The sequence below is a fragment of the Streptococcus castoreus DSM 17536 genome (assembly GCF_000425025.1).
GTDB lineage: Bacteria > Bacillota > Bacilli > Lactobacillales > Streptococcaceae > Streptococcus > Streptococcus castoreus.
Map to the genome: position 1 here is coordinate 140,307 of NZ_AUKZ01000004.1, position 22,704 is coordinate 163,010.

A 22,704-nucleotide genomic window follows, 5' to 3' on the forward strand; every position below is an offset into this window, starting at 1 on the left:
TTTTAAGCCCCTAACCCCATAAAGAGATTATTTTTTAAGGTTATAGAATGATTTGATACCTTTGTATTGTGCAACTTCACCAAGTTGGTCTTCGATACGAAGCAATTGGTTGTATTTCGCAATACGGTCTGTACGTGACAATGAACCTGTTTTGATTTGACCAGCGTTTGTTGCCACTGCAATGTCAGCGATTGTTGAATCTTCAGTTTCACCTGAACGGTGTGATACAACTGCAGTGTAACCAGCTTCTTTAGCCATTTCAATAGCTTCAAATGTTTCAGTCAATGTACCGATTTGGTTAACTTTGATAAGGATTGAGTTAGCCGCGTTTTCTTTGATACCACGAGCAAGGTATTCAGTATTTGTAACGAAGAAGTCGTCACCAACTAATTGAACACGTCCGCCTAGGCGTTCAGTAAGTGCTTTCCAGCCATCCCAGTCGTTTTCATCCATACCATCTTCGATAGTGATGATTGGGTATTTGTTAACCAATTCTTCAAGGTAGTCGATTTGTTCTGCAGACGTACGAACAGCAGCGCCTTCACCTTCAAACTTAGTATAGTCATAAACTTTACGTTCTTTGTCGTAGAATTCTGATGATGCGCAGTCAAAACCAATCATGATGCCGTTTTCGCCAGCTTCGTAACCAGCAGCCTCAATAGCTTTAAGGATAGTTTCCACACCATCTTCAGTTCCTTCAAATTTAGGAGCGAATCCACCTTCGTCACCAACAGCTGTAACAAGTCCGCGTTCTTTAAGGATTTTCTTAAGAGCGTGGAAAACTTCAGCACCCCAACGAAGACCTTCTTTGAAAGTAGGTGCACCAACAGGCATGATCATGAACTCTTGGAATGCGATTGGAGCATCTGAGTGTGACCCACCGTTGATGATATTCATCATAGGAGTTGGAAGAACTTTAGTGTTGAACCCGCCAAGATACGTGTAAAGTGGCACTTCAAGGTAGTCAGCAGCTGCACGAGCAACGGCAATAGAAACCCCAAGAATAGCGTTAGCACCAAGTTTACCTTTGTTAGGAGTACCGTCAAGTGCGATCATTGCACGGTCGATAGCTTGTTGATCGCGAACATCGTAACCGATGATTGCCTCAGCGATAATGTTGTTAACGTTATCAACAGCTTTTTGTGTACCAAGACCAAGGTAACGAGATTTGTCACCATCACGGAGTTCAACGGCTTCATGCTCACCAGTTGAAGCTCCTGAAGGAACCATACCACGTCCGAAAGCACCTGATTCTGTGTAAACTTCTACTTCAAGTGTTGGGTTACCGCGTGAGTCAAGGACTTCGCGAGCGTAAACATCAGTAATAATTGACATTATAATACTCTCCTTATGAGTTTTTATATTTTACATGCTAATAATACCACAAACGAGTGCCTTAATCAACTTAAAAAGCAACTTTATGAAAGGGAGATTCCGGTTTCAATTTCACATTCATTGTTTTTCGTTTATTTACAGAAAGTTTACAAACAGGACTAAATTGGTATTTTTACTCACATATGGGTATAATAAAAGAGACTATTAAGAAAATGAGAGATTTTTTTATGAAAACACTCGATGATAAATTGTTAAAAAGTGCTTTAGGTGAAAAACGTTTAAACCCTGATCAGCAGCGGTATTATTTAGGAACATATGCTGAAAGAGTCGTCCTAAACGCCCCACTAAAAGGAATTACACAAGAAGAGGTTAAGGCTTATTTAGAAAAAGAACTACCAATTCTTAGTATGCGTCACAAGCCTTTATTCCTAAAGATTTCCTCAAAATTAGATACCAACTACCAAATGGTTTACATGAAATTAGCCAAGCAAAATGACTTGCCTGCAACAATCATCACTGAAAAGAAGATGACATCTCCGTTTGCTCTTGTCCTTCATACAGATCATGCTCTAAACCTAGAAGAAACACGAATAGAAGTCCTATTAAGCCAAGCAAAAAAAGAAGAGGCTCTTACACCTCAAAAATCCGAAAAACCAAAATCATTTTGGCAAAAACTCTTTAACGTAAGATAAAACACAGCAGTAACGCCTGTAACTATCGCATTTTTGGTCAAACCTGTTCCTTGTTCTTACCCCTAAAATTAAAGATAATTCTGCCTAATTTATTGAGACTAGCTGAGACTTTGACTGATTGGTTTAATAAAAAATGCGCCCAATTCCCACTTCGTTAACACACAAAAACAAGATAAAACAACCCAATTCCTCTCTAAAATTTAGCTTTTCACCACTTACTCCAATAGCCGCAATAAACTAAAAATCCGCAACAGAGTTACGGATTTGAGAACTTAAAAACGAATACGTTCACGTGTTTTTTCATAGGAATTAACAAAACGTTCTGTAACCCCTGGCTCTACTGTCTCAAGTGCATAAGAAATTTCATCAAAGGAAGCCTGATAATCATTATCTACTTCAAAAAGTCTCAAAGCATGTTCAAAACTATTTTGAACACCTGCCTCAAATGAGCGATAGCGGTTAGAATACTGAAGTAATTGTTCTGTCAATATTGCATTTTGGACAACTTGATAAGTCAATTCCTCTAAATTGGCAATAGCAACAGTTGCCACTTCCGATAAGCGCGAAACAGCTTCAATATTAATCCGCCCTCTACTCAATTCATCCATCAAAGCTTCTAACTGAGAACTTGTTGTAAAGAAGGTGCTAAGGAAGTCTTGTGGAATTCCTGGTAAATGACGCTTTTCCATGTAGCGCTTAATCATATGAAGTTGTGTCACATACATTTCAAGATTGTGTCGCGCCTGAGAGTCTATTTTTTCAATATCTTTTAACGCTTCAAAAACATCAATTTGACCTGATTCGACTGATGATAAAGTCTTAATACTACGTTCAAAAATCACCTGTAATTCTGAAAAGGGTTTTTCTTGTCTTTCAAATTGTTCGGCAATTTCAAGTGTATTTTCTTCAATCTCCTTAATATCTTTATCAAAAGCTTTAACATTAAGTTTTCCACTTTCACTTAAAACATATTTGCGTGATAAACGAGAGATTTCATTTTTTAGTTGTTCGTTGTTACATTTCGCATGAGTTAGATATTTCGGCAAGATTTTACTGTTTTTAGCGGCTACTTTGTAGGCTACAATCTCACGCTCAAAAAGTTCATAAAGAGAATCAATACGTTCTTGAATATGGGTGTTTTCATCTTTCGCACGGTCTAAATCTAAAGTGACCAGCTCAGAAGCATTGGCACGGATAGATTCACGAATTTCTTGGAAACGCGCTTCAATGTTTTTTTCCGGGAAATGATAATTTTCTTCTAGCAACCGGCGATAACCTGATTCCAAATCATCTAGTTGATCTGGGAAATCGTCTTCAAGTTTAGCAACAATTGCTGGAATTTGTTCGGTAATTTGCCCTAGAGCAATGGTATGCTCTTCCGCTCGATCTAAAACTTCTGAAGCTTCCACAGGGTCACCCGAAGAATTGAGAGCAACAAATTGTGAAAACTCAGTCTCAATATTCTTCATTTGCTTATCAATTTCAGCCATTGTGGAGCCAAAATTATCTTCATTTTCCGAAATAGAGGCTTGCAATTTTTCATAAAGATCTAGAGCATGAGTCACACGAGCACTATTTTTCTCTTCTTGCTCTTTTAAAATACCAAGGGCTTCACGAATAGAAGCAATATCTTCTTCTACCAGATTCAGCTGACTCTCAACACTATTGATTTCATGCTTAGCACGGATAAAATTAAACGTATCATTTAAATTTTCAGCTTCAAAAATATGATTTTCAATATCGGCAAAAGAATTTAAGGTTAAATCGACCCACTTTTGATTCCACTCTCGAAAAGAGGTTTGGCTCTGACCAATCAAATGAAGCGATTTAACATCTTCAATTTCGTCATTAACAGGCAGGGCAAATAATGCTTGTTTTCTTTCTTCTAGACTGGCAATTAACGAACCATTACGTTTTCGTATAATGACACCAACTAGATAGGCAATAATCACTAATAGGACTATGGCCACAATCAGCAAGATAATTCCGCTTGACATCTGAATCTCCTTATTATTAAATGCGATTGATCAATGTCTACTTCAATAAAATCTGAAGCCATTTAATCGCCTTTTATTAAATTTTATCAAAAATACAGTATAGCGTTACGATTATAGCATACTTTCAAGTGCTTTTCAAAACATAATTGACTAAATATCAAGCGTACTATAAACAGCATTTTCCTCGATAAATTCACGCCTTGGCTCTACTCGATCACCCATTAACATGTCAAAAACTTTATCAGCTTCTGCAGCATCATCAACAGTGACACGTGCCATCAAACGATTTTCAGGATCCATTGTTGTCTCCCAGAGTTGATGATCATCCATTTCTCCAAGCCCCTTGTATCGCTGAACCGTTGGTCTTGAGCGTCCCTGACTATATTTTTCAAGAGCTGTTCTTAACTGTTCTTCTTGGTCAACACCCGGTTGAATGTATTCTTTAATTTCACTACCAACTTTGACACCGTAAATTGGTGGTTGAGCAATATAAACGTAACCTGCTTCTAAAACCGGTCTCATGAATCGGTAAATTAAGGTTAAAAGTAAGGTTCTGATGTGGGCGCCATCGACATCGGCATCTGTCATGATGACAAGTTTTTGATAGCGTGCTTTTGACACATCAAAGTCTGCTCCAAAGCCGGTTCCCATAGCTGTAAAAAGGCTTCTAATTTCCTCGTTAGCCAAAATTTTATCCATCGTTGCTTTTTCCACATTAAGAATTTTACCACGAATTGGCAAAATGGCTTGAAACTCCCGATTTCGCCCTGATTTAGCAGAACCGCCTGCTGAATCCCCTTCGACAATAAAAAGCTCGTTTTGACTAGCATCATTCGATGAACAATCTGCCAATTTACCCGGTAAGTTAGAAATCTCTAAGCCAGATTTTTTACGAGTGACTTCCCGTGCACGTTTAGCTGCAATCCTAGCTTTAGAAGCTAAAATCCCTTTTTCCACAATCTTGCGAGCAACTTGCGGGTTTTCCAATAAGAAACGTTGAAAAGCTTCACTAAATAGACGATTAGTGATTTTTACAACTTCAGAATTTCCTAATTTTGTTTTAGTTTGACCTTCAAATTGCGGGTTTGGGTGTTTAACAGAAATAACAGCCGTCAATCCCTCACGAACATCCTCACCCGTTAGGTTATCATCATTTTCTTTTAAAATCTTATTCTTTTTAGCGTAGTCATTAATCACTCGAGTGAGGGCCGTTCTGAAACCTTGTTCGTGTGTTCCGCCTTCATGAGTGTGAATGTTATTCGCAAAACTCATAACGGTCTCGTGGTAACTCGTTGTGTATTGCATTGCAACTTCTACGACAACACCCTCTAACTCACCATCTGTATAAATAGGAGTGTCAAAAATAACGTCTTTTTTATGATTCAAAAATTCAACATAGGAACCGATACCACCTTCATAATGGAAATGTTCTTCTTGTTCCATACCTGATCGTTTATCTGCAATCGAAATTTTCAGACCACGATTTAAAAAGGCTAATTCTTGAATACGTTTTGCTAAGACCTTGTAATCAAACTCGGTAGTTTCTGTAAAAATTTCCGGGTCTGGTGTAAAGTGAACAGTTGTCCCAGTTAAATCTGTTGTGCCGATTATGGCTAAATCATCCACAACGGCACCACGCTTAAACTCTTGGTAGTAGATCTGACCATTTTTATAAACACGAACATCTAGCTGAGTTGATAAGGCATTAACGACAGATGAGCCTACACCGTGTAATCCACCAGATACCTTATAACCACCGCCGCCAAATTTACCTCCCGCATGCAAGACAGTAAAGACGGTTTCAACCGCAGGTCGACCTGTTTTGGCTTGAGTATCAACCGGTATGCCACGACCATCATCCACAACGGTGATTGAGTTATCTGTTTCAATAAACACTTTAATATGGGTTGCAAAACCAGCTAAAGCTTCATCAATCGAATTATCGACGATTTCCCATACCAAATGATGCAATCCTTCTTTGGCGGTTGACCCAATATACATTCCTGGACGCATACGAACCGCTTCGAGGCCCTCTAAGACTTGGATTTGGCTTGCGTCATATTCTTGTGCTTTCTCTTCAACTTGGTTATTTTCTTCAATCATCTACGTTACTATCTCCAATAGGTTTTTTCTACCATCAACAAGCAAGGTATCAAAACCAGCTGCTTGTCCCGCCTGCTTATCAAGATCACGATCTCCAATAACCAAGCCACTACTAATATCATATTTCTCTTTTAAATAAAGCAAACTCTCTGGGCTAGGCTTACGTGCAAAACCATTAGAAGCCGTCACTACTTCTGTAAAATAAGACAACAGCCCTGCCCGACTTAAAAGTTGGTTTACTTGCTGATCACGATGGGATACCAAAAAATTACGAGAACCCGAGGCAACAATTTTTGTCAAGATCTCTTTTGTGCCTAAACACCAAATTGGATGTGCCAACTTAGCTGCTTCATTTTGCTGATACTTCTGCAAAAACTGTGGCTGCTCTGGGGCAAAACTGGCAACGGCAATTGCTGTTGATTCTTTTAGTTTTTGATAAACGGCATCATGGTCGCTGGGAAGATTAAAAAAAGCTAGGGTTTGAACAAAGGCCTGAGTTGACATGTTATAATTATCTAGCAACGTCCCACCCAAATCCCATATATAATCATGATAATTCATACCCTTTATTATATCATAAATGTGCTTAATTTTATAGCCGTTTCAGCAAATAAAAAGAGGTTGCTAGCAATATTAACAAGCACTAACTTCCTCTTTTTCAATGGTAGCGTAAACTTCTACTCAAATCCTTTTCACTTTTTTTATCACGTGCTAGGACATGTTGATAATTCATGGATAAAATTAAACCAACTCCAATCAAGTTTGAAATCAAAGCAGACCCACCCTGGGAAATAAATGGAAGAGGAATCCCTGTTAAAGGAAGTATGCCAACAGCCGCACCAATATTTTCAAAAATATGAAAGAGGATCATCATAATGAAACCGGTTGAAATATAAGTATAAAAAAGGTTATTAGATTCAAATGTTACCTTGAGCATTCGGTAAATCAAAAGAAGGTACAGCATTAACAGAATTGCCGAGCCAATAAATCCGAAATTCTCAGCAATAACCGTAAAAATCATATCACTTTCTCTCACAGGAACTGGTAAGTCTAAAACATTAAATCCTTTTCCAAGTAGACCACCACTTCCAATGGAAATCATACTTTGTGTCTGTTGATAAGCAATGGTTTCTGAAAATTCAAAAGGGGCAAGCCAAGCTAAAATACGATTTAATTGATAAGTATCCATTCCCAACCTCAAAAGCAAATCCTTACCTTCTGGAAATAAGAAAATGAGAAAGAAAATAGCTATCGAAATCATAACAACCAATGATATTGGAATAATCAGCCACCACGAGATACCTGAGATGAGCACAATACCCGCTAAAATGGCAATAAATACCATGGCGGTTCCCAAATCTTTTTGTAAGGCAAGCAAAACCATTACGGGAAGGCTCACCATTACGTAAAGACCTAATAATTTCCAATCCTCTTTAAACTGTGTTCGTTCCCTTTTTCCTTTGAACCAGACAGTCAATCTGGCCATCAGTAAAATATAAACAATCTTCATAAACTCTGAAGGCTGAAATAAGGTTACTGAACCAACTGTAATCCAGTTCTTAGATCCTGTTGCTGCTACCAATCGAGGGCTGAAAAAAATCAAAGGTAAAACCATCAAACCAAGACCAAGTAAGTAGAGCCAAGGAGTTAGCTTCCACAAGACTTCTGTACTAAAAAACATCAAAATAAAGGCTACCGCAACCCCAATGGCAATCCATAAAACTTGTTGTAACATGACTGTCGGGATGTTTTGCGGAAAATCATACCGTGTTGCCACATAAATCGAAATGAGTCCCAAAAGCAATAAACAAAAAACCGGGAAAATAATAGCGTAATCAATACGATGCTCAATAGATGTTCTGTTTGACAATAAGTTGACCTACTTTCTAACTAACACAAACCATCAGGACATTACTGACTTTAAGTACTCATGCCTAAAATGAAAAGAGCCCTTAGCCTAAGACTAAGGTAACACATCTTCATCATTTCCCTTGCAGACTTCTCTATGTAATCGTTAAGCCAAACAAAAGAAGATAAACAGCACAAGTATTTCCTTTTTTGATCAGCGCTTTATGAATAATTCTATCAGCTATCTAACTCACTAAAACTTGCCACAATCCCCTTTTATAGGTCTTTAACAAATGGTTTCTGGAGTTCAAAACGACCCAGAAAATCTATTATCCTCAATTATATCTAGCAGTGTCTAACAGTATTAATATTTGCCTACCATTATATAATATGATTCACTTATAATCAATTATAAATTATTTTTGCCCTCTGTTTATTTTACTGCTTTAATTCTACCTGTGCGCTTTCCGTTCCAACCGTCACAACCTCATCATCTTTTACTGTTCACGAGGCATATTACTGTATTACCTATGATAATATTCCATTATCAATCGCTTGCTTAAATGCGTCGTCTATTAGCATAAATCCATTGTTGATTTGGGTATTGTCTATCCAGAAACATTAAAAAATTTTAGCACATCATTATAGTCACATTAATTTTGCATTTTTTAGCCAAAAAGTGATATACTTAACTGGTAAATAAAAGGAGGACATTCCTATGTCTAAAAATTGGGGAAAACTGTTTAAAAGCTCAGTAGTTACTGTTTTAGTCGCCGTAATGCTCGGAGTACTTCCCATAAGTGATACAACTGCCAATATCACCTATGCAGAAAATGCTAAAACTTCATTGACATGGTCTTTAGAACAATATCCGGATTATTACAGCGTTGAAGGAAAGTCTCATATCAATACTGACGAATTTCCTAAACTGTATCGTACCACTGAAAAAGTTTACAAAAAAGGCGGACGAAGCACGAAACACATCACCGTATCAGATATTCAATATGCCACACTGGATGGCTATGGACGATCTGGAACAGCATTTGGTGTGATCACAAAAGATATGATTAATATGTCTGCTGGTTATCGTGAAAAGTGGGAATGTAAGCCTGAGCCAAGTGGGTGGTATTCTTATTTTTTCAAGGAAAATAACCAAAGAGCCACTGAATCTAACTATAATCATAGCCCCAAAACCGTCAGTAAGGTATCCAATAATAGAAACGCTAGCATTTTGCTAAGTAATGGCAACGTTCGTAACGGTTACCTATTTGATAGAAGCCATTTAATTGCCGATAGTTTAGGAGGGAAACCTTTTAGAAATAATTTGGTAACCGGTACACGTACTCAAAATGTAGGTAATAATGACAGAAAAGGGGGAATGCAATATATTGAAAATAAAGTTTTAGATTATATAAATAAAAACCCTAAAGTCCATGTTTACTATAAAGCAGTTCCTATCTATCAAGGAACCGAACTATTGCCCCGATTCGTTTTAGTCTCTGCGCTTTCCTCGGACGGTTATATTGATGAAACTGTCCGTATATTCAATACAGCTAACGGATTTAGCATTGATTACCAAAATGGTGGTTTATTAACAAAGTCTCCAGCAGATGATACGACAACTGGAGTTGATACAGATAAAAAAATAAGCAATGATGACCAAGAAAACGATAACTAAAAGATTTAATAGACCGATAATAATATCGGTCTATTTTTATCTCAAAATAATGTTGCAATATCAGGCGTGCGCATAAACATCATAGATGAGTTGAGCTATTTTGTGTGCCATTCAAGCATAATCAAACGTAAAAAGAACTCAAAAAGTGTTGGCTTTATTTCTAACTTCAGATATAAAATAGCTGACAACCAAAAAGGGAGGAACGGACCCTTACAACAATGACCATTTAAAAGGCTTTAAAAAATTTCCCGAAGAGGGTATTCTTACCAATCAGCAAATCAGGGAATGGATGATCTTAAATGACCCCTGCCGGAATCGAACCAGCAACTACTCCTTAGGAGGGAGTTGTTATATCCATTGAACTAAGGGGTCTATAAGAATAATTACCTTATCTATTGTAACCCAGAAAAAGGGGGAATGCAAGATGAAACCTTAGGCATTCTGAACTTTAGACATTGTCTCTAAAGAACAAAGCCAAAAAACATTGAGGGGCATAGATTGACTTGCTACTATCATCTCCTAACTTTAAAAGAAAAGAGGTTAGGTAACCCCAACCTCCCCATCACGTTGAACCTGAGTTCAATTAACGACGGATTTCTTTGATACGAGCAGCCTTACCTTGTAATGCACGCAAGTAATAAAGTTTAGCACGGCGAACTTTACCGTAACGAACAACCTCAATCTTGTCAACACGTGGTGTGTGGATTGGGAAAGTACGTTCTACACCGATACCACCAGAGATTTTACGAACTGTATACATTTCTGAAATCCCTTGACCTTTGCGCGAAATCACTACACCTTCAAAGATCTGGATACGCTCACGAGATCCTTCGACAACTTTTGCATGAACGCGAACAGTGTCACCAGGACGGAAGCTAGGAATATCAGAGCGAAGTTGACCTTCTGTCAAACTTTGAATTAATGGATTCATTTTTTTATTCTCCTATCTTACTAATCTTAAGTACCTGTCTTAGCGGATTAGCCGTAATGTCGTGTGTCCATCACACACGAATTTTATTCTACCAAAAAGCATACGTATTGTAAAGTTATTTTTTATTTTAAGCATGACAAACGCATGAAGAAAAATTTATCATGATTTTTCTGAAAAGGCGAATTATCTTCCGAAATTCAGAAAACTCTTTGCTTTTTTTCAGAAAGCATCGTTTTCTAGTTAAATTTCTAGGAAGAAAACTATTTTGGCAACTTTATATATTCATAATCAAATGAAAATTTAAACTTGCAATAGCTCTTTGCCGTTTTCATTATTTTTTCAATAAAAGATTTTCTTCGTGCGTTTGTCGTGTATTTTAAGCTTTACGACTTTCCCGATTGCTATTTATTACTAATTGCTTTTTGATGGCAATAAATGGACTGGTTACGACTTACCGTATAAGCGCTTGCTGAGACAATGAAATAAGCTAAAACATTTTCAGGACCAAATACCTCAATACCTATAAAAATAGGCGCTAAAAATGTATTTGTAGCACTGCCAAAAACAGCTACATATCCTAATGCAGCAACCAAAAGCACAGGCAAGCCAAAGTAAGGGGCTAAAACAACTCCCAAACAAGCGCCTATTGAAAAGAGAGGGGTGACTTCTCCACCTTGAAAACCTGCTGATAATGTTACAATCGTAAACAGCCATTTTAATAACCAATCATGACACATTATGGGTTGATTAGAAAAAACTGCATTGATAAGATTAGTCCCTAGCCCACTATATCTGCCGTAATAGCAAATCAAAAGGCTGGCTGACAAGAAAAAACTACTAAGAGCAATCCGATAGTAAGGATTGCTAAGCCCTTTACTAACAGCGATTTTCAACCTGTTGAGGGAATAGGCAAAGGCATTTCCTACCATTCCAAAAAGAATGCCTAGACAAATAAGTTTGGCAAAATGAATCGGGGTTATCACTAAAGATTCATTAATTAAAACAGTAAATTTTTCCAAACCTAAAGTCTGCGAAGTCCAGGAGGAAATATAGGCTGCAAATAAGGAAGGGATGAGCGCTGAATAGCAGATTGTTCCTAAAAAAATGACTTCCAAAGAAAAGGCAACTGCCGCAACTGGTGTCTGAAAGAGTCCTGCAAAACCAGCTGCCATCCCCATTAATACAAGTTGGCGTGAAACTTTTTCAAATCTTCCAAAGTGCCTGCAATAATAAGAAACGGTTGCTCCAATTTGAACAGCAACACCTTCACGACCTGCACTAGCACCAAATAAATGCGTTAGCCAAGTTGACAACATAATCAGAGGAATCAACACAAGAGGAATCCTGTCTTTTTGACCAGATCCTACTTCAAAAATCAAGCCCATTCCTTGATATCCTTCTTTGCTAAACGTTTCATAAAGTAGGACAATCACAAGACCAATTAAAAAAAGAAATGGTAGCAAGTAAAGCAGATGTTGCTCTCTAAAAGTTGATACTATCAACAGACCTTTCCCAAAGATAAAATCAATGGTACCAACAACCAGTCCAATAGGTAGTGCTAAAAAAACAAGTCCCAAATCTTGTTTGAAACGACACCTAGAAATAATTGGCATTAATTTAATCATCCGTACCACCATCTACTAGCTGGTGTGATTGGTAATGTCTCGAAAGGGTCATTATTGTTTTAAATATTTCATGAATCGCTAATTCAAACGATGGTTCTTTGACCAGTTCAGAAACTTTTGTTAAGATTTGGTCCTCCCTAGCTTGATCAAGAACAGGCAAATGATTAGCTAGCTTATAAGCGGTGATCTGAGTAACCAATTCCATACGTTTTTCCAATAAAGCAATCAATTCTTGATCTACATGATTGATCTGTTCTCGGATTTCTTCTAATGTCATCGCTTTCCCTTTCTTATTTTCTTCGATTATTTTTTTATTATAAGGAATTATTCTGTTGGTGACAAGGTTTGTTCTGATTATACTCTCAGCTTGGAAACGGAGACTGATTCATCTTTAGATGACTAACCAAATAATCTAAAAATGCCAAGGAATTTATTTCCCTGACATCTCCCAATAAAAAGATTTATAAGCTATCAACAGCCTGCGATAACTGTTCTGCAAAAGCTTCCAGATGTTCAATATCGTCCTCTTCTGCAGCTAAATCTACTTTGACTGCAGAAGCCCCTTCAGTTGCACCAGTCAAGGCAAACTGCTCTACAAAGTCATCAACAGATTTACAGAAGTAATCATAGAAGGTATCACCAGAACCAACCACTCCATAGAGTTTCCCTGTTAAATCTAAACCTTGTAGATCCTCATAAAAATCAACGATCTCATCTGGCAAATCACCATCACCATAAGTATAAGTTGCAACGATTGCAATATCAGCATCCTCAAATTCTGAAGCATCAACTGTCGTGCATTCGTCAATGTCAACATCATGACCTAATTCTTGCAATTTATTTGCCACAATTTCAGCGATTTCTTCAGTATTACCTGTCATGCTGGCATAAACGATTTTTGCTAATGCCATAATTTCCTCCCAAAATTACTAAACTGATTTTATTTTAACACACTTTTTGGGGAAAAGCACCAATTCTTTAGAGATAAGCCCGGTAAGATTTTTCAAGATGGCTAAGAAGCTCTTCTTTTTCAGCAGAACTAGCAAAACTCGCTTGAATAGCATCTTGATTGTGTAAGAAAAAATCAGCTGCACTTGTCTTAAAATGTTTGATAAAAAGACGGTATTCTTGATTTAAATTAGTATCGGAAACTGTTCGGTTATCTGTGTTAATCGACACCTTAGCTCTTGCTGCTTTCATCTCTAGGTAAGGAAAATCCTCGAGAGACTTCGCTGCTTTGGTTTGTAAATTACTAGTCAAGCAAAGTTCTGCAGTCACACCATTTTCAATAAATTTGGTAAGTAAAGCTTTTTGACGATGGATAGCAGTCACATGTCCTAGGCGCTTTATTCCCAAATCAATAGCATCTGAGATATAGTTAGGGCAACCACATTCACCAGCATGTAACGTAAAGGGAAGACCCAGAGCCTGGGTTTTACAAATAACAGATTCTAACACGCTAGGAGGAAAATCCAGCTCATTACCAGCAAAATCAAAGCCAACAAGCCCTTTTTGAGCTAGCGAAACAACATGTTCAAAAATCGCTTGACTTGTTTCTTGAGACGATTGGCGAATGCCACAAACAATCGCTTTACCAATAACACCAAATTCTTCCTGACCTTTTTGAATTCCAGCCAAGACAGCTTCAACTACCTCTATGGCCGTCAGTCCTTGATCCATGGAAAGTTCTGGCGCAAAACGGATTTCAATATAAATAACCTGATCAGCTGCTGCTTGTTTCATCACATCATAAGCGGCAAGCTCTAAAGCTTCTGGAGTTTGCAATAACGGTCTAATAAAGTCAAATGTTTTTAGATAGTCCATCAAAGATTCACAGGTTTCAGGTGCGGTTACCAGTGTCTTTAGGGTATCATCATCTTCAGGTAAACTTATCTGAGCCAAATCTGCTAATTGGCGAATCACCTCTAGAGAGAGAGAACCGTCAAGATGGCAATGCAATTCTACCTTAGCCATTTTTTCTACGTCTATCATTTCCAAGCCGTATCTCCTTGTAAAGATTTTTTTAATATCATATCAAAAATGAATGAAAAAGCAAGGGGTTTCAACGATATTTTTTACCTAAATATTTGTATTTTTAGATCTTTAAAAAAGCTGATAAATCAATCTTTTAACAAAGATCGCCTAAAACCGAATATTGTGATTAAAAAGCTGTTTACTAGCAAAATTTTGTGTCTTAACACTGTTTTTGATCTGTTTAAGCACATGAAAAACCGAACATGAGTGCTCTATAGCAAATTAGTTATTTCCTAATCCTTCAACCTATTTCAAAAAGAGACACGAACACTACCAAAAGTCATTTGAACTAAGCTTACAAAGAAGGACTAAACTTATCAGCTTTACTAGCCCTCCCCAAAAAGCTAAATGTCTTGTTATTCTTCGCCTATTTACCACGGACCAAGATCTCCAGTTATCAGTTTTCTTCTTTCTTGGTTAGCCAACACTCTTAGAGAAAACATGCTCTCTTTATGCTATAATGGGAGAAATAAGATAATCTTTTTGGAGAGGTTCTGTGATGTGGGTACTAAAAACATTTGATCAATTAACGACTGATGAACTCTTCCAGATTTATAAAGCGCGGGTAGCTGTTTTTGTGGTTGAACAAGCTTGTGCTTACCATGAGGTTGATAACTTTGATAAGGAGGCACTCCATCTGTTTTCGATGGGTAAAAATGATATTAAAGCCTATTGCCGCTTGATTCCTACTAAAGACCAAATCAAATTAGGGCGAGTTCTTGTCGCTCAAGATGCCCGACGAAATGGTCTAGCCCACGATTTAGTTGCTAAAGCGCTAGAACACGCTAAAGATCAATTCCCAAACTTGCCCATCTATGCACAAGCACAAGCCTATCTAGAACGATTCTATGCTTCGTTTGGCTTTAAGCCAATTTCTGATGTTTACTTAGAAGATGATATTCCTCATCTTGATATGATGAAAGATTAAGGACAATAACTAATAATGATGACAACTTTTGACACGATTTTAAAAAAGATTAAAGCTTATGACACAATTATTATTCATCGCCATCAAAATCCAGATCCGGACGCCATTGGTAGCCAAGCTGGTTTAAAGGAGATTATTTGCCAAAACTTTCCTGATAAGAAAGTGTTCTTGACAGGTTTTGATGAACCTAGTTTGGCATGGATTAGTCAAATGGATCAGGTGGGTGATGAGACCTATGACGGTGCTTTAGTGATTGTCACAGATACTGCTAATCAGCCTAGAATTGATGATGACCGCTACACAAAGGGGCGTTTTCTCATTAAAATTGATCATCATCCAAATGATGACTGCTATGGTGATCTTTATTATGTGGATACCAAAGCTTCTAGCGCTAGTGAAATCATTGCTGACTTTGCTTTTAGCCAAAACCTAAAACTGTCTGATAAGGCAGCTTGTCTCTTATACACTGGCATTGTTGGGGATACTGGACGATTTCTTTATTCTTCTACCAGTCGTAAGACACTTGCTATTGCCAGCCAGTTAAGAGCCTATCATTTTGATTTTGCAGCCATTTCAAGACAAATGGACTCATTTCCCTTTAAAATCGCAAAACTGCAAGGTTATGTTTTTGATCACCTAATAGTCGATGATAGCGGAGCTGCTTCTATTCTACTTAGTCAAGAAACGTTACAGTCTTTCAATGTCTCTTTAGCGGAAAGTTCTGCTATCGTGTCGGCTCCTGGAAAAATTGATACAGTTCAGGCATGGGTCATTTTCATTGAACAAACGGATGGTAGCTATCGGGTACGCTTGCGTAGCAAAGAAAAGGTGATTAACGAAATTGCCAAACGCCATGACGGTGGTGGGCATCCTCTTGCCAGCGGTGCTAATTCAGCTAGTTTAAAAGAAAATCACCAGATTTTCCAAGAATTAATAACTGTTTGCCAAAAAATCTAACTTTTTTTCTGAATAATAATCAAAAAAACTTGTCAAGTGGCACAAGTTTTGCTACACTAGAGTGGTTAATAACTATGATACAGGAAGTGTCATGGCAGAAAGGAATTTTTAAGATGAGAAAAGACATTCATCCAGATTATCGCCCAGTTGTTTTCCTTGATACAACTACAGGTTACCAGTTCCTTAGTGGCTCAACAAAGAGTTCTAAAGAAACCATTGAGTTTGAAGGCGAGACTTACCCGCTTATCCGTGTGGAAATTTCATCAGATTCACACCCATTCTACACAGGACGTCAAAAGTTCACGCAAGCAGATGGACGTGTGGACCGTTTCAACAAAAAATATGGTCTCAAAGACGAAAACGCAGCAAAATAACAAGCAAGGCATTATTACTAAAAACCTTCCTCATTTGGGAAGGTTTTTTTGCTTGTTAAACCTCTCAAGAACTGTCAACAATCCTAAACACCAAAATTCCTAATGTTTTTGCTGGAATCTCAACGCACTCTAGAAGTTTTTTATCGTTTTTGTCACTAAGAGCAATTACTTAGGTAAAAACTAACTATTTCTTAAATGACTCCTTTTAATCGTCTCCTCGGTGACAAATAAGAGCATTAATGTGATGAATATTCTCGCTTGCAAAACTTTTTAGATCAATCGCTTCTCCCAATAAATTAGCGTTAATAAAGGCAATCACCATCGGCATATTCATCCCTGCATAAAGGTCAAATTGGTGACCTTCCATCAAGAGACGACTAAGCACATTGCAAGGACTTCCTCCCATTAAATCAGCAAAGACAACAATATCTTCCAATCCTTCAATGGTTGCTAAGAATTTGTGACGAAAGTCTTCTAGACCCTCAGAAGGTAATAAAGAAACCGTTCGTATGCTTTCTTGTGGTCCCATAATCATTTCGGTACTAGCTTTCAAAGCATCACAAAATGGACCATGACTGACTAATATTAATTGTTTTCCCATTATTTCATCCCCATAACAAAGTGACCAAAAGCAGAACAAGTGATCGCCAAAATGATAATAACTAAAATAGCTTTTGTAGAGGTCATGCCTTTACGACCAAGTAACCAGTAAACAAAGCCTGTAAATGCGGCTGGAACAAGGCGTGGAAAGATCATATTGAGTAGATTTTGTACATCTAATCCTGCTCCCATAGGAATTTTGAGGCTAACTTCAAAATTAATCATGCTGGCAATGAGAGCTCCTACCATAAAAACACCCATCACCGAAGCTGCATCCACTATTGCTGTTAAATGGTTACGCATGGTTGTTACCAATTTTGTTCCTTGTTGATAGGCAATTTCTAGCTGCTTCCACCGGAAAATATTAATAACCCAAGCCACTGCCACCCAAATAAAAATGCCAAGAGGATTATTTTCTTTGGCTAAACCTGCTGCAAGTGACCCCATGATGGTTGGAACAAGAGAGGCAAATAAAGAATCTCCAATTGGTGCAAACGGTCCCATAAGCCCCGTCTTGATCCCATTAACTGCGTCTTTAGAAGCTAAGCCTTCGTTTTCTTCAAGAGCAAGATCAATACCAGTAATAATGGTATGAAAGAAATTTGATGTATTGAAGAATTGTGTGTGAGTTTTCATCATTTCTTTCAGTTCAGGGGTGCCATCTCCATACACTTTTCGCAGCTGTGGCAAAATGATATAGAGGTAACTGGAACCTTGCATTCGTTCGTAATTCCATCCCCATTGGAAAGTAAAAAGACTACGTTTATTGATTTGGTTAAAATCCTCTTTGGTTAATTTGTAGTTAGATTTCGTCATCTTCAATTTCCCCACTTTCTGACACATCAGCTTTTGTTTCAACCAGAGTCATCTTCTGATTATTTTTATAATGAAGTGTTGCAAGAGCTGCACCAATAATAGCAATCCCAATCATTGGAAGTCCTTTGAAAGGTGCACCATTAAAGACTGTTGTTTTTAATTCAGATTCTCCAATAATGCTGGACAAGGTCCCCGCCACGGTTTGCAAATTAGTGTAAATAACGGTTAACATGGCAGTAATTCCAAAACCAAGGGCTAAATAATGAATATTACGTTTAACTGGCAAGTAATGAAGTAAAATGGCAAATCCTAAACCTGGTAACATCATACCAGCTAATTTTAAGCCATCTGCCAACCATTTAACGCTATCAACCCAATCAACCAAACTTTGAACAGCACCTGCCCCAAAAGCAAGAGCAATGAAAACAGGAAGAGCACGAGATAAAGCCCATGGCAAAGCGCCCATGAGATAATTACGCTCAATTCCCTTATAATTGAAATTGTCGACATGACGATCAATACGATGGGCAAAGAATGTTGTTGAAAAACGACCAAGAATATCCGTATAAACTAGCAAAGCTGCTACAGGTACCGCAATAGTAGAAACAGCCAGTTCCGCATTAATTCCTTGGGCAACTGAGAAAGCTGTTGCTAACACAGCACCTGATGTTGCATCAATACGAGAGGCGCCACCAAAGGTGCCAACACCAAGTACCATCAGTTGCAAACTCCCCCCGATTAAAAGACCAGTTTTTAAATCTCCCATGATAAGACCAGCAATAAAGCCTGCAAAAACTGGTGAACCAGCTGACGTATTAATGGTTAACTCATCCAGAATTTGATAAGCCGAATACAAGGTTAGAAGTAAAATTTGCCACCATTGAATCATAATGATTTCCTCCAAAAATAAGTTAGTTAAGGTGTACAGAATTATCTTACTTTATCCAATAAAGGCATAAAGTCTGTAGGCACATCGCCCGGCACCATCTGTGCAATAAGATGAGTGCCTTTAGCATTAATTGCATCAAAGGCTTGAATATCCTCATCAACCACATTAATAGAACGAGTAACTGAACGGGTTTCTGGGGTCTGGGACATATTCCCCACATTTAATTCTGAAATAACTACCCCTTTTTCAAGTAACCCTAAGAATGTTTTTGGGCGTCTCGCCACAATTAATAAGCGTTGCGACTCATAACGACCTGCCAAGATATTGGCAGATGCCTTATCAATACTTAAAACAGATAATTTAATGCCCGCTGGAGTAGCTAATTTTAAGGCTGTTTTTTCCAAATCACTATTAACCACCTCATCATCAACAACCATGATGCGACTAATGTTTAATTTAGTCGTCCATAAGTTAGCTACCTGACCATGAATTAACCGACCATCAATTCGTGTTGCTACAATTGTCATCCTTTTTCTCCTTTTATGATTTTATAAATGGGTTCTTTGGTTAAATGAAGGATCTCACTGTATTGCCCTTCGGTTTCAAAAATAATGAGACGATTGGTTCCTCTTACCAATAACCCTTTTGGTAAATAAAGGGATAAGGTTGGTCCCAACTGCCAAAATCTTCCTAGATGAAAACCATTAATCAAGGCAATGCCTTTACCAAACTGACTAAGATCAAGATAAGTATCTGCTAAATCTTGACACTCAAAATCATAAGCATAAAAACTTGGCAAACCTTGTGTCCACCCTTCTGAAAAATCGACCCAGGACAAGTCTTGAAAATCAAGCGGAAACTGCTCCCACTGACCTATAAAATGCAAGTCAGCCATCACTCCTCGTCCTAATCCCTTGTGCTGACTGGGTGCCGCTAATTTATGACCATAACTCACTCGTCCCATATTTTCAACTAAAATCGCCAATGTTGTGTTTGTATTTTCTTGATAAATCTTAATATCTTGTCCAATCTCCTCTTGATACTGTGTTTGCACAAGCTTTTGATCAAGAAAAATTTGAATACGGTCTCTCGCATCAATGACCCGCAATCTTTCTTGATCGGCATATTTGGAAAGCTGGGTGCAGTACAACATGTAGCCTAAAGGATGGTTTAGCTCTTCCATAGATTGTGGGTAAAAAGTGTTTTTGACACCGCTTACATTTTTTAATATCTGAAATAATCCTACTTTTTCTGTTAAGACAATGTCACTGATAGCCATTGTTTGACTTCTTATAGGCTCCTCAAATGATAACTGAGGATAACTTTTTCGCAAGGCTTTTTGTAATAAATCATATTTTAGGGTAGGATTTCCCGCTTCATCCAAAAGTGCATCGTAATCGTATGAGGTTACTTGAGGGAGATCTTTTTGTATCCTAGCTGAAGAGCCATTCATAAACCCAAAATTAGTCCCACCACAAAACATGTAAAGGTTAAGACTTCCTTGCTCAATCATTTCCATAATACTTGCTACAGTCTCTTTAGGATCGCGACGAATGATTGCTTCACCCCAACGGTTAAACCACCCCAGCCAAAATTCCATACACATGATTGGCCATTGCTTCTCGTGCTTAGCCATAAAATCTCTTAGATTAGCCACATTTTGAGACGTTTTAGACCCAAAGTTTCCGGTCACGAAAACATCATCTTCAATAAGACTCCCTGCTTCTAAAGTAGCTGACCACGGTCCATCTGAAGTTAAGAGAGGCGCCTCAATACCTCTGTTTAGCATCATATCTTTCAATGCCCTTAAATAAGTTTTTTCCTCGCCATAGGAGCCATACTCATTTTCTAATTGAAACATGAGTATATTGCCCCCCTTATCTAGTTGACGCTTCGCTAATTTGGGCAAAAGCACATCATAATAATCTGCTACATGTGCTAGATAGGTTGGATCACTTGAGCGTATACGACAGTTTTCTTCCAGTAACCAAGCTGGTAAACCACCGAATTCCCACTCTGCACAGATATACGGAGAAGGTCTGACAATGGCATATAGTCCTAATTCCTTAGCCATATCAAGAAAGGCTTCCACATCCGCAAGACCTTCAAAGTAAAACTGTCCCTTTTGTGGCTCATGACTGTTCCAAGGAATATAGGTTTCAACCGTATTAAATCCCAATGCTTTTAAATTGTAGAGTACCCGATACCAACTATCAGGGACAATTCTAAAATAATGAACCGCACCAGATAGTATTTTAAAAGGTTCTCCATCAAGATAAAATGCTTCTTTTACTTGAAATCGTTTCACATTGCCTCCTTTACCCTAATATCATTTTGGCAAGACCTATTCCCCTAATTGAAACACGTTATCTTGTCACTTTTTTGTTATAATAACTAGTAAATAATACTTAAAAGATGAGATGCCATGCCAATCAAACGTCCGAAATATCAACAAATCAAAGAAGAATTACAAAATCAAATTTTATCAGATCATTACCATGTTGGTGATAAATTTTTTACAGAAGCTGAATTGATTGAGCGCTTTCAAGTTAGTTCTATCACCATTATCCGTGCTCTATAAGAGTTAGAGAAAGAAGGCTTTATCAAGCGCCAGCAAGGGCTTGGTAGTTTTATTGCCAGAACACAACGAAAAAAACTGGTTCAATTTGCCTACCTAGATAGCTTTCAGGAACAGACAGAAAAAGTTCGGGTCCTTAGTCTCCGTAAAGGAAATGATCCTTACTATTTAAACTTGCTTGATCTTCATAAAACAGAATTTTATTACATTATTGCTAGAGAACGTACCATTAATGACGCCCCTTACCTCTACCAATTCTCCTACATTCCTCATGATTATTTATGGTCAGAAGAATATGATTTGGCTGCTTACCGCTCTCTCTATAAACGCTTTTTCCTTGACTACAATATTCAAATGGCTGGAGAAACCTTTACCCAACAAACTCGTCTGATCACCCAAACGCCACAAGAGGTCAAAGACTTTCTTAATCTCTCTAATACGATTCCTTGTGTATTGCAAACCAAGACAACACGTTCCAAAAAGAACAATCGGGTCTTAGAGTATGCTGAAGTCTACAAACATTGGAAATTCTTTAAATACGAATTATCTTCTAGCGATTGCCAATAGGAAGTGCCGTATCTTGACCCCTTTTACTAGGAATGTTGTTTCTTATAGATGATAAGGTCTGTGCCTTAAGGAAAGACAGCATATCTTCTTTATATTTTATCAGTCCAAGGACTAGCAGTTTTTTCAAGAACCTTGTTCAGCTCATCAATGTTTTGGAAACCTTCTGTTCGTAACCAATTCCTAGCTGCTGCCTCCCCTTCTGTAATGTAAACAGGCACTACCCCTGACCAAGTCGCACGACCACAAAGCACTCCATTAAATTTGGCTCCTGCTTCTGACGCAAAACACAAGGTCTCTTGGAATTGTTGAGCAGATACACCTGCACTCAAATAAATATAAGGCAAATGACTAGCCGCTTCCTGATCACAAAAGGCTTGTGCCGCTTCTTGACGACTATAAACCACTTCTCCTCTGGAAAAACCTTCTACATAGGTCATATTGACTGGCACTTCCACCTTCAAAACATCAACCCCATAGCGATCATCTGAAAAAACCGCCATTGCCCCATTAACCTTATGTGGTTTAACCTTGGCATAGGCTATACTGCTAGTGTCTTTTATCCCCTCATCGTAGCTTAAAATTTCAAGGAAAAAGGGAATATCCTCTGCTAAGCATTCTGATCCGATCCGCTCTATGTAGACCTGTTTTTGCAGATTTGTCTGCTTGTCACCATCCACATCATAATAAAGCAAGAATTTAACAGCATCAGCACCCGCTTCTTTTAGGCGTTTGACTGACCATTCGGTGAGACA

The 22,704-nt window shown here is 38.0% G+C and carries 21 protein-coding genes, 1 tRNA gene and 1 pseudogene; 6 read left to right on the forward strand and 17 right to left on the reverse strand.

Going from position 1 to position 22,704, the window contains the following annotated elements; all coding sequences use genetic code 11:
- Positions 1-27: 27 nt before the first annotated feature.
- On the reverse strand, positions 28-1,335 hold the full coding sequence (gene eno, locus H346_RS0101535; RefSeq protein ID WP_003047814.1) for a surface-displayed alpha-enolase: 1,308 nt from the start codon (positions 1,333-1,335) through the stop codon (positions 28-30).
- A gap of 227 nt (positions 1,336-1,562) precedes the next feature.
- On the opposite strand from eno, the gene H346_RS0101540 reads away from it, so the two are divergent.
- A complete protein-coding gene (locus H346_RS0101540; protein WP_027969524.1) occupies positions 1,563-2,027 on the forward strand; it encodes a DUF1694 domain-containing protein in 465 nt (154 codons plus the stop codon).
- Between the two features lie 272 nt (positions 2,028-2,299).
- Here H346_RS0101540 and ezrA read toward each other — a convergent pair whose 3' ends face one another.
- The 4 genes from ezrA to H346_RS0101560 all read right to left on the reverse strand — a co-directional run bounded on the left by ezrA (position 2,300) and on the right by H346_RS0101560 (position 7,997).
- On the reverse strand, positions 2,300-4,024 hold the full coding sequence (ezrA, locus tag H346_RS0101545; protein WP_027969525.1) for a septation ring formation regulator EzrA: 1,725 nt from the start codon (positions 4,022-4,024) through the stop codon (positions 2,300-2,302).
- Positions 4,025-4,174: 150 nt separating this feature from the next.
- On the reverse strand, positions 4,175-6,127 hold the full coding sequence (gene gyrB, locus H346_RS0101550; RefSeq protein ID WP_027969526.1) for a DNA topoisomerase (ATP-hydrolyzing) subunit B: 1,953 nt from the start codon (positions 6,125-6,127) through the stop codon (positions 4,175-4,177).
- Complete coding sequence (locus tag H346_RS0101555; RefSeq protein ID WP_037562444.1) at positions 6,128-6,688, reverse strand: HAD-IA family hydrolase; 561 nt, start codon at positions 6,686-6,688, stop codon at positions 6,128-6,130. It abuts the gene before it with no gap.
- A 97-nt stretch (positions 6,689-6,785) separates the two neighbouring features.
- The gene (locus H346_RS0101560) at positions 6,786-7,997 is read right to left on the reverse strand and encodes an FtsW/RodA/SpoVE family cell cycle protein (RefSeq protein WP_027969528.1); all 1,212 of its coding nucleotides are present in this window, start codon (positions 7,995-7,997) and stop codon (positions 6,786-6,788) included.
- 696 nt (positions 7,998-8,693) lie between these two features.
- Here H346_RS0101560 and H346_RS09540 point away from each other — a divergent pair.
- Complete coding sequence (locus tag H346_RS09540; protein WP_037562445.1) at positions 8,694-9,653, forward strand: DNA/RNA non-specific endonuclease; 960 nt, start codon at positions 8,694-8,696, stop codon at positions 9,651-9,653.
- A 300-nt stretch (positions 9,654-9,953) separates the two neighbouring features.
- On the opposite strand, the gene H346_RS0101570 is transcribed toward H346_RS09540, so the two are convergent.
- The 6 genes from H346_RS0101570 to add form a co-directional block, all read right to left on the reverse strand.
- Positions 9,954-10,025, reverse strand: a tRNA-Arg gene (locus H346_RS0101570).
- 211 nt (positions 10,026-10,236) lie between these two features.
- Positions 10,237-10,584: a 50S ribosomal protein L19 gene (gene rplS / locus H346_RS0101575; RefSeq protein ID WP_027969529.1), complete on the reverse strand. Its 348-nt coding sequence runs from the start codon at positions 10,582-10,584 to the stop codon at positions 10,237-10,239.
- 401 nt (positions 10,585-10,985) lie between these two features.
- The gene (locus tag H346_RS0101580; protein ID WP_027969530.1) at positions 10,986-12,209 is read right to left on the reverse strand and encodes a chloride channel protein; all 1,224 of its coding nucleotides are present in this window, start codon (positions 12,207-12,209) and stop codon (positions 10,986-10,988) included.
- Positions 12,202-12,486 carry a chorismate mutase gene (locus H346_RS0101585; protein ID WP_027969531.1) on the reverse strand — a complete coding sequence of 95 codons (285 nt, stop codon included), beginning with the start codon at positions 12,484-12,486 and terminating at the stop codon, positions 12,202-12,204. Before H346_RS0101585 ends, H346_RS0101580 begins: the two co-directional genes overlap by 8 nt.
- Positions 12,487-12,670: 184 nt before the next feature.
- Positions 12,671-13,120 carry a flavodoxin gene (locus H346_RS0101590; RefSeq protein ID WP_027969532.1) on the reverse strand — a complete coding sequence of 150 codons (450 nt, stop codon included), beginning with the start codon at positions 13,118-13,120 and terminating at the stop codon, positions 12,671-12,673.
- Positions 13,121-13,187: 67 nt separating this feature from the next.
- Positions 13,188-14,201, reverse strand: coding sequence for an adenosine deaminase (add, locus tag H346_RS0101595; RefSeq protein ID WP_425262073.1), 1,014 nt, complete (start codon positions 14,199-14,201; stop codon positions 13,188-13,190).
- A 541-nt stretch (positions 14,202-14,742) separates the two neighbouring features.
- Between add and H346_RS0101600 the strand changes: the two genes are divergently transcribed.
- The 3 genes from H346_RS0101600 to H346_RS0101610 all read left to right on the forward strand — a co-directional run bounded on the left by H346_RS0101600 (position 14,743) and on the right by H346_RS0101610 (position 16,502).
- Positions 14,743-15,171: a GNAT family N-acetyltransferase gene (locus H346_RS0101600; protein WP_027969534.1), complete on the forward strand. Its 429-nt coding sequence runs from the start codon at positions 14,743-14,745 to the stop codon at positions 15,169-15,171.
- A 15-nt stretch (positions 15,172-15,186) separates the two neighbouring features.
- A complete protein-coding gene (locus H346_RS0101605; RefSeq protein WP_027969535.1) occupies positions 15,187-16,128 on the forward strand; it encodes a DHH family phosphoesterase in 942 nt (313 codons plus the stop codon).
- A gap of 113 nt (positions 16,129-16,241) precedes the next feature.
- Positions 16,242-16,502 carry a type B 50S ribosomal protein L31 gene (locus H346_RS0101610; RefSeq protein WP_027969536.1) on the forward strand — a complete coding sequence of 87 codons (261 nt, stop codon included), beginning with the start codon at positions 16,242-16,244 and terminating at the stop codon, positions 16,500-16,502.
- Between the two features lie 205 nt (positions 16,503-16,707).
- Here H346_RS0101610 and H346_RS0101615 read toward each other — a convergent pair whose 3' ends face one another.
- The 5 genes from H346_RS0101615 to H346_RS0101635 are packed head-to-tail and all read right to left on the reverse strand — an operon-like array spanning position 16,708 to position 21,115.
- Positions 16,708-17,103: a PTS sugar transporter subunit IIA gene (locus H346_RS0101615; protein WP_027969537.1), complete on the reverse strand. Its 396-nt coding sequence runs from the start codon at positions 17,101-17,103 to the stop codon at positions 16,708-16,710.
- A complete protein-coding gene (locus H346_RS0101620; RefSeq protein WP_027969538.1) occupies positions 17,103-17,918 on the reverse strand; it encodes a PTS system mannose/fructose/sorbose family transporter subunit IID in 816 nt (271 codons plus the stop codon). Before H346_RS0101620 ends, H346_RS0101615 begins: the two co-directional genes overlap by 1 nt.
- On the reverse strand, positions 17,905-18,807 hold the full coding sequence (locus tag H346_RS0101625; protein WP_027969539.1) for a PTS mannose/fructose/sorbose/N-acetylgalactosamine transporter subunit IIC: 903 nt from the start codon (positions 18,805-18,807) through the stop codon (positions 17,905-17,907). The genes H346_RS0101620 and H346_RS0101625 overlap by 14 nt, the downstream gene beginning before the upstream one ends.
- Before the next feature lie 41 nt (positions 18,808-18,848).
- Positions 18,849-19,334, reverse strand: coding sequence for a PTS sugar transporter subunit IIB (locus tag H346_RS0101630; RefSeq protein ID WP_027969540.1), 486 nt, complete (start codon positions 19,332-19,334; stop codon positions 18,849-18,851).
- Positions 19,331-21,115, reverse strand: a complete 1,785-nt coding sequence (locus tag H346_RS0101635; protein ID WP_027969541.1) for a glycoside hydrolase family 35 protein — start codon at positions 21,113-21,115, stop codon at positions 19,331-19,333. The genes H346_RS0101630 and H346_RS0101635 overlap by 4 nt, the downstream gene beginning before the upstream one ends.
- Before the next feature lie 117 nt (positions 21,116-21,232).
- Here H346_RS0101635 and H346_RS09545 point away from each other — a divergent pair.
- Positions 21,233-21,952, forward strand: a pseudogene (locus H346_RS09545) (GntR family transcriptional regulator).
- Between the two features lie 89 nt (positions 21,953-22,041).
- Here the strand turns inward: H346_RS09545 and H346_RS0101645 are convergent.
- Positions 22,042-22,704 (reverse strand): tagatose 1,6-diphosphate aldolase (locus H346_RS0101645; protein ID WP_027969542.1); only part of this gene is annotated, 663 nt, incomplete at its 5' end.

Bases quoted from the DNA above. Each gene is read 5' to 3' on its own strand.
- eno (WP_003047814.1), bottom strand. From the start codon at position 1,335: ATGTCAATTATTACTGATGTTTACGCTCGCGAAGTCCTTGACTCACGC.
- H346_RS0101540 (WP_027969524.1), top strand. From the start codon at position 1,563: ATGAAAACACTCGATGATAAATTGTTAAAAAGTGCTTTAGGTGAAAAA.
- ezrA (WP_027969525.1), bottom strand. From the start codon at position 4,024: ATGTCAAGCGGAATTATCTTGCTGATTGTGGCCATAGTCCTATTAGTG.
- gyrB (WP_027969526.1), bottom strand. From the start codon at position 6,127: ATGATTGAAGAAAATAACCAAGTTGAAGAGAAAGCACAAGAATATGAC.
- H346_RS0101555 (WP_037562444.1), bottom strand. From the start codon at position 6,688: ATGAATTATCATGATTATATATGGGATTTGGGTGGGACGTTGCTAGAT.
- H346_RS09540 (WP_037562445.1), top strand. From the start codon at position 8,694: ATGTCTAAAAATTGGGGAAAACTGTTTAAAAGCTCAGTAGTTACTGTT.
- rplS (WP_027969529.1), bottom strand. From the start codon at position 10,584: ATGAATCCATTAATTCAAAGTTTGACAGAAGGTCAACTTCGCTCTGAT.
- H346_RS0101580 (WP_027969530.1), bottom strand. From the start codon at position 12,209: ATGATTAAATTAATGCCAATTATTTCTAGGTGTCGTTTCAAACAAGAT.
- H346_RS0101585 (WP_027969531.1), bottom strand. From the start codon at position 12,486: ATGACATTAGAAGAAATCCGAGAACAGATCAATCATGTAGATCAAGAA.
- H346_RS0101590 (WP_027969532.1), bottom strand. From the start codon at position 13,120: ATGGCATTAGCAAAAATCGTTTATGCCAGCATGACAGGTAATACTGAA.
- add (WP_425262073.1), bottom strand. From the start codon at position 14,201: ATGATAGACGTAGAAAAAATGGCTAAGGTAGAATTGCATTGCCATCTT.
- H346_RS0101600 (WP_027969534.1), top strand. From the start codon at position 14,743: ATGTGGGTACTAAAAACATTTGATCAATTAACGACTGATGAACTCTTC.
- H346_RS0101605 (WP_027969535.1), top strand. From the start codon at position 15,187: ATGATGACAACTTTTGACACGATTTTAAAAAAGATTAAAGCTTATGAC.
- H346_RS0101610 (WP_027969536.1), top strand. From the start codon at position 16,242: ATGAGAAAAGACATTCATCCAGATTATCGCCCAGTTGTTTTCCTTGAT.
- H346_RS0101615 (WP_027969537.1), bottom strand. From the start codon at position 17,103: ATGGGAAAACAATTAATATTAGTCAGTCATGGTCCATTTTGTGATGCT.
- H346_RS0101620 (WP_027969538.1), bottom strand. From the start codon at position 17,918: ATGACGAAATCTAACTACAAATTAACCAAAGAGGATTTTAACCAAATC.
- H346_RS0101625 (WP_027969539.1), bottom strand. From the start codon at position 18,807: ATGATTCAATGGTGGCAAATTTTACTTCTAACCTTGTATTCGGCTTAT.
- H346_RS0101630 (WP_027969540.1), bottom strand. From the start codon at position 19,334: ATGACAATTGTAGCAACACGAATTGATGGTCGGTTAATTCATGGTCAG.